Source organism: Mesorhizobium sp. WSM4983, from assembly GCF_029625765.1.
In the GTDB taxonomy this organism is placed as follows: domain Bacteria; phylum Pseudomonadota; class Alphaproteobacteria; order Rhizobiales; family Rhizobiaceae; genus Mesorhizobium.
This window is the reverse complement of sequence record NZ_JARTVM010000005.1, coordinates 114,764-130,153: the sequence shown is the minus strand read 5'-3', so window position 1 is coordinate 130,153 and position 15,390 is coordinate 114,764. Positions and strand designations below refer to the sequence as shown.

The following is a 15,390-nucleotide window of genomic DNA, read 5'->3' as shown; positions in this document are numbered from 1 at the left end:
GGTATGGCCGGGGCGGCCGAAGTCAAAGGGGATAGGCTTGGCGCTGCGTTGGAACTTCGATCTCTCCCGTCGCGGGGGAGATTGGCAGCTTCACCCCCCAAACGCTCGCTCCAGCGCCGCGACATCGATCTTCACCATGCCCAGCATCGCCTCGGTGGCGCGTTTGGCGCGTTCGCGGTCGGGATGTGCGGCCATGTCGCCGAGGATTTTTGGCACGATCTGCCAGGACAGGCCCCAGCGGTCCTTCAGCCAGCCGCATTGCTCGGGCTTGCCGCCATTGCCGAGAAAGGCGTTCCAGATGCGGTCGATCTCGGCCTGGTTATCGAGCTCGACGAGGATCGAGAAGGAATGGTTGAACGGATCGAGCGGACCGGCTTCGAGCGCGACGAAATTCTGGTCGTCGAGCACGAATTCGATGATCTTGACGCTGCCGGCGGGGCCGCTCGGATTGTCCGCCGGCACATCGGTCGTGCGGCCGATCGCTGAATTGGGAATGGTGGCGACATAGAATTCCACCGCTTGCCGCGCGTCCTTTTCGAACCACAGATGCGAGGTCACCTTGGCCATGCTGGATCTCCTTCCTGTCTGGCAACGGCCCAAGGACGATCGAGTTTCGCTCGACCCGACAGGGTATCTCGCTTTCGAGTTTGGAAATCGGCGACGGTGTCGTCCGATGCCCGGCGGGGCAGAGGCGCGCTGTCCCGCCAGCATCTCCGTGCTGTCAAGGCACCGAAAACTGCGGAAGGGATGCAAATGGACGCCACCGCATCTGCAGGCACCGCTGAAGGAGGCTCGACCAGGTCAAGGCGCTGATCACACTCGGGGCCAGAGGCAGGCTCGACGGTCAGTTGATCGCCTGCAAGGTGGAGGCGCTTGCGGTGGCGGAACTCCATTCGGCGACAGGAGCCGGCGCGCCACGCGCGACGACCCCTTCCGGCCGCTTCCCGGCCACTTCCTCCTCACAAGGGCTCACGAGGGGGAGATCAGCTGGCGCTACTGTGCCGATGGCACTTCCGCATCCCCTTCGTCGGTGAAAGGCGAGGCGCTCGGCACGCACTGCACGGCCCAACCCTGCGGCGTCGGTTGCTTCTGATATTCGGCAATCGCGTTGGTGCACTGTTCGCGGGTGTCGAAGGTGCTGGGCAGCACCGCCATGCCGCCCTGCGGGCCGGCGATCACAAGATACCAGACCAACGCTACGCTGGGGGTGGCAGCCATGGGAATTCCTCTTTGCTGGATGTCGGAGTCGGGTCGATGCTAGCAACTCCCAGCAAATGGCGAAAGCAGGGCGGCGGCATACGCTCCCCCGCCCTGGTCACAGACCCGTGAACGACCGCTGGCCGGACGCTTATTCGACAGCGAAGCAGTAGAACAGGCCGTCGCCGCCCGTGCCTCTCAGCGCCTCCTGGCTGCAGCCGCCGCGCGAAGCATGTGAGGAATTCCACGACTTCGCCGCGGCCGATTCGTCGAGGCCGACTCGGTCGTGATGGCCCGTCATGGCTGCCCCTTCCGCGCCGCTCATCGTCCAGTCGCCGCAGGTCTGGTCGGCGATCTTGGTGCCATCGGGCTTGGAGCCGGTCAGCACGTCGTGGCGGTTGGGCTTGTCGCCGCGGCCGTTGACGACTTCGCCCTTCTCGGTAAGCGCCGTCTGCTTGCTGATGGCGTTGGCGTCGCTGTGCAGCGAGGCGACGTCGTCGGCGATCTTCTCGCCCTTGGCATTGAACCAGGGACCCTTGCCGATGCGGTCGCGCGCATCCTCGGCGCTGGAGGAGAGATAGGCGTGCCAGGTCTTGCCGGTGACACCGGCCGCTTCTGCCAGCGAGGCGCAATGCGCGTCCGCACCCTTGAGGCCGCCGAGATCGGCGCCCTTGCCGGAGCCGACGCTGGTGACGAAGAAGCTCATCTTGGCGTCTTGCGACAGGGCCGCGCCTGCCGTGGCGGCGAGTGCGGCGGTAATGGCGGTGGCGGCAACGAGAAGAAGTCTGCGCATGTCGGTCCTCCGGTTTCGAATGTTCTACATTCGAAGAACGTAGCCGGAGGCCTGTTTCATCCGCCTTGAGGCAGGTTTATTCCGGTTGCCGATAGGCGACGAAACGGTTGTGCCTGGCCTGGAAGATCAGCCCGGTTTCCTTCAAGTCCGGGCTTGCCAGCGGCACGATGCGTTTGGCGATCTCGGACGGATGCGGCAGCGTCTCGGGATCCTCGCCCGGCATGGCCTGAGCGCGCATTGCGGTGCGGGTGGCGCCCGGATCGGCGGCGTTGACCCGAAGCGGCAGGCTCTCGGTCTCATGCGCCCAGGAGCGCATCATCGTCTCCACCGCGGCCTTGGAAGCCGCGTAGGGCGCCCAGAAGGCGCGCGCCGAGTGTGCCGCGTTGGAGGACATGATGATCGCGCGTCCGGCGTCGGAGAGCCGAAGCAACGGATCGACCGAACGGATCAGGCGCCAGGTCGCGGTGACGTTGACGGTCATGACCTTATCGAAGGTTTTTGCTTCTACATGGCCGATCGGCGAGATCACCCCGAGTATACCGGCATTGGCGACCAGGATGTCGAGCTTTCCCCAGCGCTCGTGGATGGCGCCGCCGAGCCGGTCGATGCCCGCCATGTCGGCGAGGTCGAGCGGCACCAGCGTCGCCTGTCCGCGGCCGTCGGCCTTGATCGCATCGTCAAGCTCTTCCAGCCCGCCGACGGTGCGGGCGACCGCGACGACATGCGCGCCGGCGGCGGCCAGTTCCCTGGCGATGAAGTAACCGATGCCGCGCGAGGCGCCTGTGACGACCGCGATGCGGCCGGAAAGGTCGAGGGTCATGTGAGGGATTCCGTGGGGTGGACCGGCTTATGATCCGCCGCTCGCCAGCAGCGACAGCGTGCGCACGTTGTCGTGGCCTTCGAAGTCGAGCAGGCGGGTAGGATACTGGCCGGTGAAGCAGGCGTCGCAGAATTGCGGCTGGTCGTTGTCGCGGCGCGCCTCGCCGACGGCGCGGTAGAGCCCGTCGATCGACAAAAACCCGAGCGAATCGACGCGGATGAACTCGGCCATCTCCTCGACCGACATGCGCGATGCCAGAAGCTTCGATTTCTCCGGCGTGTCGACGCCGTAGAAGCACGATGCGCTGGTCGGCGGCGATGCGATGCGCATATGCACCTCCTTCGCGCCGGCGTCTCGCACCATCTGCACGATCTTTTGGCTGGTGGTGCCGCGCACGATGGAATCGTCGACCAGCACCACGCGCTTGCCCTCGATCATGCGGCGGTTGGCGTTGTGCTTGAGCTTCACGCCCATGTGGCGGATGGAATCGCCCGGCTGGATGAAGGTGCGGCCGACATAGTGGTTGCGGATGATGCCAAGCTCGAAGGGAATGCCCGCGGCCTGGCTGAAGCCGATCGCGGCCGGCGTGCCGGAATCCGGCACCGGCACGACGATGTCGGCCTCGACCGGGTTTTCCTGCGCCAGCTCCGCGCCGATGCGCTTGCGGACCTCATAGACGTTGCGGCCCTCGACCGAGGAATCCGGCCGCGCGAAATAGACATATTCGAAGATGCAAAAGCGGGTCTTCTGCGGCTCGAATGGGAACAGGCTCTCGATGCCCTTGGAGGTGATGACCACCATCTCGCCCGGCTTGATGTCGCGCACGAAACGAGCGCCGATGATGTCGAGGGCGCAGGTTTCCGAAGCGAGTATCCAGGCGCCGTCGAGGTCGCCGAGCACCAGCGGACGGATGCCGAGCGGATCGCGGCAGCCGATCATCTTCTTGGCCGTCATCGCGACCAGCGAGAAGGCGCCCTCGACCTGACGAACGGCGTCGATGAAACGCGAGTTCAAATCGCGCTCCTTGCTGGTGGCGACCAGATGCAGCAGCGTCTCGGTGTCGGAGGTGGAGGAGAAGATCGAGCCCTGTTTCTGCAATGCGCGCTGGACGGTGAGCGCATTGGTGAGGTTGCCGTTATGGGCGACGGCAAGGCCGCCTTCGGCCAACTCGGCGAAGAAGGGCTGGATGTTGCGCAGGCCCGCGCCGCCGGTGGTGGCGTAGCGGGTGTGGCCGATGGCGCGGTTGCCCTGCAGGCGATCGATGACGTTCTGTTTGGTGAAGGTGTCGCCGATCAGCCCGACATGACGCTCGACGTGGAACTGGGTGCCGTCATAGGAAACGATGCCGGCGGCTTCCTGACCGCGATGCTGGAGCGCGTGAAGCCCGAGTGTGACGATGGCTGCCGCGTCCTGCCGGCCGAAAATGCCGAACACGCCGCATTCGTCATGGAAATGGTCATCGGCCTCGGCGGAAAGGACTTTGCCTGCGTCTGCCGTTGAGTCTGCCATCTGGGGCTCAAGCTCCGCTAAAACCGCCATATAAGGCGATCGCTCATCGAACGCAACGCATGCGATGCCGCATCCGTAACATGCCCCAGGCCAGTGCCGGAACTGGCCTGGTTTCAGTTTGCCGGCGCCTCAGTTTGCCGGCGCCTCAGTTTGCCGGCGACGGGGTGGCGGGAGCCGGGGCGGGGGCTGGAGCCGGCTCATTGTCGGCCGGCGCTGCGCCTTCGCTGTCGTCGGGCGCCGTCGCGCTGTCGTCGCCGGTCGCCGGCGGTTCGGCCGCGGGCTGGTCGGTGGTCGCCGGCGCGCCGGCCTGGGGCGTGCCCTTACGCGTGTATTTGTTGACCAGCTCTTCCGTGTTCTCGGGCAGCACGCTTTCGAGCTTGGCGCCGATCGTCTCGAGCAGCGGCCGCGACTTGGCGTTGGCAACCCAGGCGGGCGCCTTGGCGCCGGCCAGCCAGTTGAAGAACAATAGCGCCACCGCGACGACCAGGATGCCGCGCGCCGCGCCGTAGAGGAAACCGAGCGTGCGATCGAGCGCGCCGATGCGCGAATCGATGATCCAGTCGGCGATCTTCATGGTGATCACCGAGACGACGATCAGCGCGATGACAAAGACGATGCCGGCCGCCGCGGCCATGGCGATCTTGTCGTTGTCGACATAGGGCTGAACGTAGGGCAGGACCGGCTTGTAGAAGAAGAAGGCCGCCGCCGCCGCCGCTGCCCACGACACCACCGACAATACTTCGCGGGAAAAGCCGCGCACCATGGCAAGCATCGCTGAGACCAGGGTGAAGCCGACGAGAATTCCGTCAAGCAGCGTAATCGGCATGTCTTTCGCCCCACATCATGAGCTGCATCACTCCCCCTCGTCGGCGCGACTGCGCCGTGAGCCGGCTATGCGCGCCACCAGGTCGGCAAGCTCGGTGGGTTGGAAAGCGCCGGCCGCGATTCCCCCGGCCCCATTACCGCCAACGACTTCCTCGCTGCCGAGCGGCAGCACCGCGCTTCCGAAACCCAGCTTTTCGGCCTCTTTAAGGCGCTGCTGCGCATGCGCAACCGGCCTTACCGCGCCCGAAAGGCTGATTTCGCCGAAATAGACGCAATCGGCGGGAAGGGCAAGACCGGTGAGCGACGAAACCAATGCTGCGGCGACCGCGAGATCGGCCGCCGGTTCCGAGATGCGGTAGCCGCCGGCGACATTGAGATAGACGTCGTGCTGGCCGAAACGGACGCCGCAATGCGCTTCCAGCACCGCCAGCACCATGGAGAGCCGCGCGCCGTCCCAGCCGACGACGGCGCGGCGCGGCGTGCCGAGCGAAGAGGGCGCCACCAGCGCCTGGATCTCGACCAGCACCGGCCTTGTGCCTTCCATGCCGGCGAAGACGGCGGCGCCGGGCGACTTCGCATGCCGCTCGCCGAGGAACAGCTCGGATGGATTGGCGACCTCGCGCAGGCCCTTGTCCGACATCTCGAAGACGCCGATCTCGTCGGTCGGCCCAAAGCGGTTCTTCACCGTGCGCAGGATGCGGAAGTGGTGGTTGCCTTCGCCCTCGAAATAGAGCACGCCGTCGACCATGTGCTCGACGACGCGCGGGCCAGCGATCTGGCCTTCCTTGGTGACATGGCCGACGAGCACGATCGCGGCGCCGGTGGATTTCGCATAGCGGATCATCGCCTGGGCGGCCGCGCGCACCTGGGTGACCGTGCCGGGCGCCGAATCGGCAAGATCGGTCCACAGCGTCTGGATGGAATCGAGGATCACCAGGTCCGGCCGCTTGCCGTCGGCGATTGTCGCGAGGATGTCCTCGACATTGGTCTCGGCGGCGAGTTCGACCGGCGTCGAGGCGACACCGAGGCGCTGAGCACGCAGCCTGATCTGCGCGACAGCTTCCTCACCCGAAACATAGACGATGCGGTGGCCTTTCGAGGCCAAAGCGGCTGCGGCCTGCGTCAGCAGCGTCGACTTGCCGATGCCGGGATCGCCGCCGACCAGAAGGGCGGAGCCGCGCACGAAGCCGCCGCCGGTGGCGCGGTCGAGCTCGCCGATGCCGGAGACGATGCGCGGCGCGTCCTCGATGTCGCCGGAGAGGCTGGTGAGGACCACGGCGCGGCCCTTGCGGGCATTGCGGGTGTTGGCCGGCCCCGAGCCGATGCCGCCCGCGGTGCCTTCCTCGACCAGCGTGTTCCACTCGCCGCAGGCGTCGCATTTGCCGGCCCAGCGCTGATGCACCGAGCCGCAATTCTGACAGATGAACTGAACGCGCGATTTGGCCATTAGCGTCGGGCCGATCGCAAATTTTCGAAGGCCGGCGTTCCCGCCCACCCCCCTCTGGCCTGCCGGCCCTCTCCCCCGCAAGGGGGGAGATCAGCAGCTTGGCCGCCGGCGCTCTTCTTGCAACGGCGGTGATTGGCGAAGGTCGTGGCAACAGCCAATCTCTCCCCTTGCGGGGGAGATGTCCGGCAGGACAGAGGGGGGTGTGACGGAGCGCTGACGTGGGCCAAAAACTACTCAAACCTCTCCGGCAAATGATGCTCCTCGGCCAGGTCCGAGAACCGCGTGAATTCGCCATGGAAGGCGAGGCTGACGGTGCCGGTCGGTCCGTGACGCTGCTTGGCCACGATGCACTCGGCCTTGCCGCGCGCCTCGTTCATCTCGTTTTCCCACTTGATGTATTCGTCGGTGCCGAGCTTCGGCTCGCGGTTCTTGAGGTAGTATTCCTCGCGGTAGACGAACAGCACCACGTCGGCGTCCTGCTCGATCGAACCGGATTCACGCAGGTCCGAGAGCTGCGGGCGCTTGTCGTCGCGGCTTTCGACCTGACGCGACAGCTGCGACAGCGCGATGATCGGCACGCCGAGCTCCTTGGCTAGAGCCTTCAGGCCCGTGGTGATTTCGGTGATTTCCTGCACGCGGTTCTGCGAGGCGCGCGCGCTCGAGCCCTGCATCAGCTGGATATAGTCGATGACGATGAGGTCGAGGCCGCGCTGGCGTTTCAGCCGCCGCGCCCGCGCGGAGAGCTGCGCGATCGAGATGCCGCCGGTCTGGTCGATGAACAGCGGGATCTTCTGCATCGTCTGCGAGCAGGCGACCAGCTTCTCGAAATCCATCTCGGAGATCTCGCCGCGGCGGATCTTCGATGACGAGATTTCGGTCTGCTCGGAGATGATGCGGGTGGCGAGCTGTTCCGACGACATTTCGAGCGAGAAGAAGCCGACCACGCCGCCATTGGCCGCCTTGAAGGTGCCGTCGGCCTGCTGCGCCGGTTGATAGGCCTCGGCGATATTGAAGGCGATGTTGGTGGCCAGAGAGGTCTTGCCCATGCCGGGGCGCCCGGCAAGCACGATCAGGTCGGAAGGCTGCAGGCCGCCCATGCGGCGGTCGAGGTCGCGCAGCCCCGTGGCGATGCCTGACAGATGGCCGTCGCGCATATAGGCGGCGTTGGCCATGTCGACGGCGGTTTTGACCGCGTCGTTGAAGCTCTCGAAGCCGCCGTCGTAGCGGCCGGTCTCCGCGAGCTCGAACAGGCGCCGCTCGGCGTCCTCGATCTGCTCCGACGGCGACATGTCGACCGGCGCGTCATAGGCGATGTTGACCATGTCTTCGCCGACGGTGATCAGCGCCCGGCGGGTGGCGAGGTCGTAGATGGCGCGTCCGTAATCGGCGGCGTTGACGACGGTGACCGCCTCGACGGCGAGCCGCACGACATACTGCGCCACGGTCATGTCGCCGACCTTCTCTTCCGCCGGCAGGAAGGTCTTCAGCGTGATCGGCGTTGCGATCTTGCCCATGCGGATGAGCTCGGCCGCGACCTCGAAGATCTTGCGGTGCAGCGGCTCATAGAAATGCGCGGCCTTGAGGAAATCCGAGACGCGGTAGAAGGCGTCGTTGTTGACCAGAATTGCGCCAAGCAGCGCCTGCTCGGCCTCGATGTTGTTCGGTGCCTCGCGGTAGAGCGGTTGCTCCGCCACGCCGAGCTTGCGCGCTGCTTCAGCCATGATGTCCCCGATTTCGATCCCGCTTCCTCGATATCAGAACTGGAAAAATCGGTGCTGACTTATCTGCAACAGTGAGGTTCCAACCGGCTTCGATGCTCGCGATTCACAACCGAAATTTTTCCGTGGAAAGAATCGTCATTGACTCGAATCGAAGTGCGCAACCCTAGCGGGCCTCGAACGAGAACAAAACAGGAAAATGCGATGCCGGCTATGTCAGTCGTGGCAAGCTTGTCTGCGCCGTGTCGCCTCGCCCCTGAATCACAAGCGGCTCAGCCAAGCGTGTCGCCCCAGTCCGCCCGCCTCGCCGCCTTGAAGACATCGCCGTCGCGCTTGCTGGAGAGGCGCTCGCCGGCATGGCCGTTGGGCTGGCAGAGCTTGAGCACGACTTTGCCCGAACCGCCCTTTGGCGGCGCGATCACCCGTGACGCGCGCGCCGGCGCCGGCAGACGTGAGGCGGCGAGGTAGATGAACTTCTCGTCCTCCCACGGCACGTCGGCGTCCTTGGCGAGCCGATGCAGCCGCGAACGCGCGACGCGGCGCGAGAAATGGCACCAGTCTGGCGGAGCGAGCGGGCAGGGCGCCTCGTGCGGGCAGGGCGCCGAGACATGCGCGCCAGCTTCGATGAGCTGCCGGCGCGCGGCAAGGATACGCTGCCAGCCGGCCGGCGTGCCGGGCTCGACGATCAGCAGCGTGTCGGCCGTCAATCGCCAGAGCCGGTCGACGAGTTTTGGCAGCGAGGCCGGCGCGATCTCGTCGAGCACATAGGCGACGCTGATCAAGTCCGCCGGGTCGAAACCGTCGAGATCGATGGTGGCGTCGCCGGCTACCCAGCTCGCGCGGGCAGCGATCGCGCCGGCGGCCAGCGACTGGCCGACCTTGCGCACCGCCGCGCTTGCCTCGACCAGAACCGCCCGTTCGAGCTCCGGCCAGGTATCGGCCGTGGCCCAAAGCATGGTGCCAGGACCGGCGCCGATATCGAGCAGGCTTTTCGGCTGGAAATCCGGACGGGCGTCCGCCAGCGCGTCCAGGCAAGTGCGAACGGCGGCATAGGTGGCGGGCAGCCTGGTCGCCAGGTAAGCCTTCACCGCCATGTCTTCGCCCATATGCAGGCGGCCGTCACGCAACTCAGCGCGATAGCGTTCCGAAAGCGTTCTCGCGGCCTGTTTCAGCGCCGGCAGCGGTACTTTTTCGAGCAGGCTGTCGACGCCTTGCCGGAGCGCGGTGGGCAGTTCCAATTCAGGCTCCTCTTGGCGCGAGCAGGATCACCGAGGCGCCGACGATCGAGAGCGCGGCGCCGGCGAGGTCGAAACGGTCGGGGCGCACGCCTTCGGCTAGCCAAAGCCAGCCGAGCGAAGCGCCAATGTAGATGCCGCCATAGGCGGCGTAAGCGCGACCGGCGGCGCTCGTGTCGACCAGCGCCAAAAGGAAGCCGAACAATGCCAGCGACGCCAGACCTGGCACCAGCCAGAGCGGCGACTTCCCCAGCCGCCACCAGGCCCAGAAGCAAAAGCAGCCGGCGATCTCGGCAAGTGCCGCCGCGATGTAGATTAGGTAGTTCATGAAAAAGGCCTCGCGAACGAGACCTTTTTCGTGGCGTCAGGCCGCAATGGCAAGCGGCAATCGCCGCCGTTCTATTCCACCTTCTTGCGGCGGGTCGGCTTGACGGCGGGCGTCGCCGGCTCCTGATGGCCGAGGTCGCGCAATTCCAGCGCCTTCTCGCATTTGGCCATATAGTCGCGCGTCATCGGCAGCGTGTCGTTCTTCTTGGCGATCTGGAACTGGAAGATCACCAGGTCCTGCCAGCGGAAGGCGGCTTCCGAGGCCGCGAGGTAGAACTCCCACATGCGGCAGAAGCGCTCGTCATAGATAGCCTTCGCCTTGTCGCGGTTGGCGGCAAAGCGCTGGCCCCAATGCTTTAGCGTGTCGGCGTAGTGAAGCCTGAGAATCTCGATGTCCGTGACGATAAGGCCTGATTTCTCAATCGCGGGCAGCACTTCCGACATCGACGGGACGTAGCCGCCTGGGAAGATGTATTTGCGGATGAAGGCGCTGGTCGCCCACGGCACGCCGGACCGGCCGATGGTGTGGAGCAGCATCACGCCGTCGGGCTTGAGCAGCGTCGCCGCCTTGTCGAAGAAAGTCCGGTAGTGGTTGACGCCGACATGCTCGAACATGCCGACCGAGACGATGCGGTCGAAGCGTTCGTTGAGCGCGCGATAATCCTTGAGGTCGAAATGCGCGCGGTCCTGCAGGCCCAGTGCATGTGCGCGGTCGGTGGAGACGCTCTGCTGCTCGGTGGATAGCGTCACGCCCTGCACGTCGACGTCGAAGGCCTTGGCGAGATAAAGCCCGAGGCCGCCCCAGCCGGAGCCGATATCGAGCACCGTCTGGCCGGCCTTGAGTCTCAGCTTGGCGGCGATGTGGCGCTTCTTGGCGACCTGCGCTTCGTCCAGCGTCATGTCGGGCTGTTCGAAATAGGCGCAGGAATACTGCATGTCCTCGTCGAGGAAGAGCTTGTAGAGTTCGCCGGAGAGGTCGTAGTGGCGCTGCACGTTGCGGCGAGATCTCGACGCCGTGTTGATCTGCTGCAGGCGGCGGAAGGCATGGCGCAGACCTTCGATGGCCTTCGACCAGGTCACGTCGATGCCGCCGCTGCCCATGTTCTGGAAAGCGATCCGCATCACCCCGAGGACGCCGCCCTCGGGGATGTCCAGTTCGCCATCCATATAGGCTTCGGGCACGGCCAGCATCGGATCGAAGGTGATCGCGCGCTCGGCATGCATGGTCTTGATGTGGATGTGTACCGGTTCGCCGCTGCCGTCGCCGAACTTATGCGTCGTGCCTTTCGGCCCGGTCACTTTGAGGTCGCCGGTCCGCACCAGCCGTTCGAGAACGTGTTTCAACAGGATGTTCATGACCAAATGTCCCCTCAGACGGACCATCCGGCAGTCGGACCGAATGCCAAATCGAAAGTGCCACAGCGCATCGCCCGCGTCCAATCGACGCGCCACGCCGTAATCTGCAACAAGATATAGGGATTAGAAAAGTTCCTATTGGCACAAAAAAGCCCGGGTCGAAGACCCGGGCGTTGGTCCAGTCGGCGCTGGACGCAGGAGGAGCCGGAGCGCGGCTCCTGCCTTGTCGATCAGGCGTTGTCCTCGCCGCCTTCGAATTCGGCGTTCGGATCGAAGAAGTTTTCCGGCCGGGCGTTGTCGTTGATGTCTTCGCCATAGATGGCTTCGGCCGTCGTCAGCGTCTCGCCCTTGGCCTGGCGCTCCGCCTCATCGGCCGAGCGGGCGACGTTGAGCGTCACCGTGACCTCGACTTCAGGATGCAGCGCGATCGCCACGTTGGAGAGGCCGATGGTCTTGATCGGCTGGTTGAGCTCGATCTGGTTGCGGCTGACGGAGAAGCCCTCGGCGGTCAGCAGTTCGGCGATGTCGCGGGTCGACACCGAGCCGTAGAGCTGGCCGGTCTCGCCGGCCGAGCGCACGACGATGAAGCTCTTGCCGTCGAGCTTCTCGGCGATCTGCGCAGCCTCCGACTTGCGCTCGAGGTTGCGGGCTTCGAGCTGGGCGCGCTGGCCCTCGAACTTCTTCTTGTTGGCTTCGTTGGCGCGCAGCGCCTTGCCCTGCGGCAGCAGGAAGTTGCGGGCGAACCCATCCTTGACCTTGACGGTTTCGCCCATCTGGCCGAGGCGGGAAATGCGCTCGAGGAGAATGACTTCCATGGTTTCGTTCCTTTGGTTGGCGCCATCGCGGATGACGGCGGATTCTTTGGGAACAGGTCAGGAAGCAAATGGCGTCTTCGCCGGTGTCGCTGTCCTGCCTGTTTCGGCAGTTAGAGGTTTATGGCCTCAACTCGGGATTTGAGCCTGCCCGTCGCGGCGCCCGTCGCCGTGGGCCGAAGCGGGCGGCAAGCCGCCCGCATCAATAGCTTAGCGAACCACGTAGGGCAGCAGGCCGAGGAAGCGGGCGCGCTTGATCGCCTTGGCGAGCTCGCGCTGCTTCTTCTGGCTGACGGCGGTGATGCGCGACGGCACGATCTTGCCGCGCTCAGAAATGTAGCGCTGCAGCAGACGCACGTCCTTGTAGTCGATCTTCGGAGCGTTGGCGCCGGAGAACGGGCAGGTCTTGCGGCGGCGATGGAACGGACGCCGGGTCGGGATCTGGTTGATGTCGACCATTATTCTGCACCCCCTTCAACGTTTTCGCGCGGGCGGCGCGGACCACGGTCGCCGCCATCACGGTCGCCGAACGAGCGCGGGCCACGGTCGCCGCGGTCGCGGTCGCCGAACGAACGCGGGCCACGGTCGCCACGGTCGCGGTCGCCGAAGCCGCCGCGCTCGGAGCGCTCTTCGCGCTTCTGCATCATCGCCGAGGGGCCTTCCTCATGCGCCTCGACCTTGATGGTGAGGAAGCGCAGCACGTCTTCCGACAGGCCCATCTGGCGCTCCATTTCGTTGAGCGCGGCTGGCGGGCAGTTGATGTCCATCAGCGTGTAGTAAGCCTTCCGGTTCTTCTTGACCCGGTAGGTGAGGGACTTCAGTCCCCAGTTCTCGATCCGGCCGACCGATCCGCCATTGGCGGCGATGACGCCCTTGTACTGTTCGACAAGCGCATCAACCTGCTGCTGCGACAGGTCCTGCCGGGCAAGAAACACATGTTCGTAAAGAGCCATTATGTTTTTCTGCCTTTCTTCGTTTCTCTCACCGGCCCTCGCGGCTAAGCCTCTGCAACTTGTCTGACCCGGTCGCAAAGGCGCGCGGGGAAGAAAGGAGCATCACGAGACGGTCGAGAGCGGAGACACGGGAGGCCCAAAGCGCTTCTGGCTTCATGACGCGGCCCTCTAAGGCCACGGCCCTCCGTTCAGCCCCCAGCAAGGACCGGCAGATTGCCGGCGTCTATACAGCAATTCGTGAGGAAGGCAAGGGCGGCAGAGAGGGCCGGCGGCTCCGCAGTGTCGCAGGCCTGGCGACGCTTGTGGGAATTGGCTGACCCGCCGGCCGCAGGTCAGCCATTTCGTCGGAAGGCGATCCACTCAGCTCATATGCGCGACGAGCGGGACTACCGTCTCGGGGAAGAAGTCGGGCGCGACCCGGCGCTTGCCGAACATCATGTCGTACTGGATCAGCCGGAAATCGTTGATCTTCGGATCGATCTTCTTCTGCCGCGCCCAGTCGGGCGTCGCCTCGCCGGAGGGCGACAGCAAAAGGTTGCGGTCGACCACCCGGTAGTGCTCGCGCAGCGCGCCGAGGAAGCCGGTGTAATAGGGGTGGGTGATCCCGGCCGTAGTCAGGATATGATAGGGCAGGAAGGCGGGGCTCACCGAGCCCAGATTCTCGACCGGACCGGAGCGGTTCGACCAGATGATCAGCGGCGTGTCGTGATGCTCGAGCGCCGCCTCGGGCGTCGGCTCCTTGCGCGGCGCGACATTGTCCTTGAGGAAGCCGGTCTCGACATACACCGGGCCGAGCGGCGGCAAGTGGTCGCCGAAGAAGGCGATGATGGTCGGCCGCTCGCGCTTCTTCGCCCAGTCGATCAGGCGCTGCAGGCCGCGATCGGCGTCGGCCGAGCCTTCGGCGTAGGAGAGCAGCGATTCCCGCGCCCACGTGCTGATCGGCGCGTCGACGCTATGGGTCGGATTGTAATAGCGGTAGGGCTCGTAGGGCCCGTGGTTCTGCAGGCTGACCGCGAACAGGAATACCGGCTCTTGGCTGGCCTCGGCCTCGCGCATGATCTCGTCGGTCATAGCCGCGTCGGAGGCCAGCGGCCCGCGCTTCTCCATCGGCGGCAGCGTCTCTTCCGAGCGGAAGTCGCTGAAGCCGAAATCGGCGTAGACGGCGCCCCGGTTCCAGAACCAGTTGGTGCCCGGGTGGATGGCGCGCGCCCTATAGCCTTCGCTCTTCAGGAAAGTCGCCAGCGACGGCGTCGGCGTGCGCACATATTGCTGATAGGGAATCGAGCCCGCCGGCAGGAAGGCGTTGGAGAAGCCGGTCAGCGCCTCGAACTCGATATTGGCGGTCATGCCGCCGAATTCCGGCGAGAACATCGAGCCCGAGCGCAGCGCGCGCACCGTCGGGATCGGATCGGGCTTGATGCTGACGCCGGGGAGCTCCGTCGGATCCCAGAAGGATTCGCTCATCACCACGATGATATCGGGCTTCTGGTCGGGCACCGAGGCGGCAACCCCGGGACGCGCGATCGCATCCATCGTCTTCTCGGAATAGCCGGGCGGGGCCGAGACATGCGCCATCGGCACGTTGAGCGCGAAGGCGAGCGCGAAGCCGTTGGAGGCATAGTTCTCCTTCTGGTCCCACATGATCGGGATGATCTGCAGCCTGTCGCGCGTCCACGAGAAGGTGGCGTAGTCCATGATCGAGACGAAGAAGGCGAGCAGCGGCACGGCAAGCGTCAAGCGCGCCAGCCGTCCCTTGCGGCTGAGGATCGGCACACGCCGGCGCCAGAGCCGCCAGCCATAGACGAGCAGCGCGAGGCTGGCGACGATCGCCGCCGCAAGCAGCACGGCCGTCCAGGGGCGCTCGCGCACCAGAAGCGGCATCAGCGCCATGATCTGGCGGGCATAGAGGAAATCGGTCGGGTAGAGCGGATCGCCCAGATAGTGCGATTTCTGGTGACCGACAAAGGCCAATGCCAATGTCACCGGCGCGACGATCATCAGGCTTTGATGGCTGCGGCCGAGAATGGCGTCGAGCCCGATCAGCACCAGCGAAAAGACGATGATGGTGGTCCAGCCGGGCTTGAAGGGCTGCAGGAAGAAGTCGACGGTGCCGAAGAAGTCGCCGCGCACGATCCATTCGATGGCGAACACCAGAAGGGCGGAGGCAAGCAGCGTCGCCAGGCCGTAGCGGACAATCGGCCATCTGCGCCCCGGCAGATAGCCGGTGGACGGATCGTCTTCCAAAAATTGCGGCGCGGGTTTGGCCGCGCCTTTCCTGATCCTAGCCACTTTGCTTCCCCGGCCCATGTCACGCGTCTTCCACTCGCGTCACGCCACTGTCATCGAAATGTCACACAAAGCTAGCGCCTGTGGCGGAAATAAGAAGAGCCAGCAAACG

The 15,390-nt window shown here is 65.2% G+C and carries 15 protein-coding genes; all 15 read right to left on the bottom strand.

Annotated elements, in window-relative coordinates:
- Positions 1–90 precede the first annotated feature (90 nt).
- Positions 91–567: a VOC family protein gene (locus P9254_RS16910; protein ID WP_095800086.1), complete on the bottom strand. Its 477-nt coding sequence runs from the start codon at positions 565–567 to the stop codon at positions 91–93.
- A 426-nt stretch (positions 568–993) separates the two neighbouring features.
- Positions 994–1,218: a hypothetical protein gene (locus tag P9254_RS16900; protein ID WP_067001363.1), complete on the bottom strand. Its 225-nt coding sequence runs from the start codon at positions 1,216–1,218 to the stop codon at positions 994–996.
- 130 nt (positions 1,219–1,348) lie between these two features.
- Positions 1,349–1,990, bottom strand: coding sequence for a hypothetical protein (locus P9254_RS16895; RefSeq protein WP_067330239.1), 642 nt, complete (start codon positions 1,988–1,990; stop codon positions 1,349–1,351).
- A gap of 76 nt (positions 1,991–2,066) precedes the next feature.
- Positions 2,067–2,810, bottom strand: a complete 744-nt coding sequence (locus P9254_RS16890; protein ID WP_278056431.1) for an SDR family NAD(P)-dependent oxidoreductase — start codon at positions 2,808–2,810, stop codon at positions 2,067–2,069.
- Between the two features lie 27 nt (positions 2,811–2,837).
- Positions 2,838–4,319, bottom strand: coding sequence for an amidophosphoribosyltransferase (gene purF, locus P9254_RS16885; protein ID WP_095800085.1), 1,482 nt, complete (start codon positions 4,317–4,319; stop codon positions 2,838–2,840).
- A 145-nt stretch (positions 4,320–4,464) separates the two neighbouring features.
- Positions 4,465–5,145, bottom strand: a complete 681-nt coding sequence (locus P9254_RS16880) for a CvpA family protein (RefSeq protein ID WP_278056433.1) — start codon at positions 5,143–5,145, stop codon at positions 4,465–4,467.
- Positions 5,146–5,172: 27 nt separating this feature from the next.
- Positions 5,173–6,591, bottom strand: coding sequence for a DNA repair protein RadA (gene radA / locus P9254_RS16875; protein WP_067001377.1), 1,419 nt, complete (start codon positions 6,589–6,591; stop codon positions 5,173–5,175).
- Positions 6,592–6,821: 230 nt separating this feature from the next.
- On the bottom strand, positions 6,822–8,312 hold the full coding sequence (locus tag P9254_RS16870; protein ID WP_127246215.1) for a replicative DNA helicase: 1,491 nt from the start codon (positions 8,310–8,312) through the stop codon (positions 6,822–6,824).
- A 269-nt stretch (positions 8,313–8,581) separates the two neighbouring features.
- On the bottom strand, positions 8,582–9,547 hold the full coding sequence (locus tag P9254_RS16865) for a small ribosomal subunit Rsm22 family protein (protein ID WP_278056434.1): 966 nt from the start codon (positions 9,545–9,547) through the stop codon (positions 8,582–8,584).
- A 1-nt stretch (position 9,548) separates the two neighbouring features.
- Positions 9,549–9,872, bottom strand: coding sequence for a YnfA family protein (locus P9254_RS16860; RefSeq protein ID WP_127246213.1), 324 nt, complete (start codon positions 9,870–9,872; stop codon positions 9,549–9,551).
- Positions 9,873–9,943: 71 nt separating this feature from the next.
- Positions 9,944–11,227 carry an SAM-dependent methyltransferase gene (locus P9254_RS16855; RefSeq protein ID WP_067330259.1) on the bottom strand — a complete coding sequence of 428 codons (1,284 nt, stop codon included), beginning with the start codon at positions 11,225–11,227 and terminating at the stop codon, positions 9,944–9,946.
- Positions 11,228–11,457: 230 nt separating this feature from the next.
- Positions 11,458–12,042, bottom strand: coding sequence for a 50S ribosomal protein L9 (gene rplI / locus P9254_RS16850; RefSeq protein WP_095779181.1), 585 nt, complete (start codon positions 12,040–12,042; stop codon positions 11,458–11,460).
- A gap of 207 nt (positions 12,043–12,249) precedes the next feature.
- Positions 12,250–12,498: a 30S ribosomal protein S18 gene (rpsR, locus tag P9254_RS16845; RefSeq protein WP_006203718.1), complete on the bottom strand. Its 249-nt coding sequence runs from the start codon at positions 12,496–12,498 to the stop codon at positions 12,250–12,252.
- Complete coding sequence (rpsF, locus tag P9254_RS16840) at positions 12,498–12,992, bottom strand: 30S ribosomal protein S6 (protein ID WP_066995640.1); 495 nt, start codon at positions 12,990–12,992, stop codon at positions 12,498–12,500. The genes rpsR and rpsF overlap by 1 nt, the downstream gene beginning before the upstream one ends.
- A 360-nt stretch (positions 12,993–13,352) precedes the next feature.
- On the bottom strand, positions 13,353–15,299 hold the full coding sequence (locus P9254_RS16835) for an LTA synthase family protein (RefSeq protein WP_095800082.1): 1,947 nt from the start codon (positions 15,297–15,299) through the stop codon (positions 13,353–13,355).
- Positions 15,300–15,390: the final 91 nt, after the last annotated feature.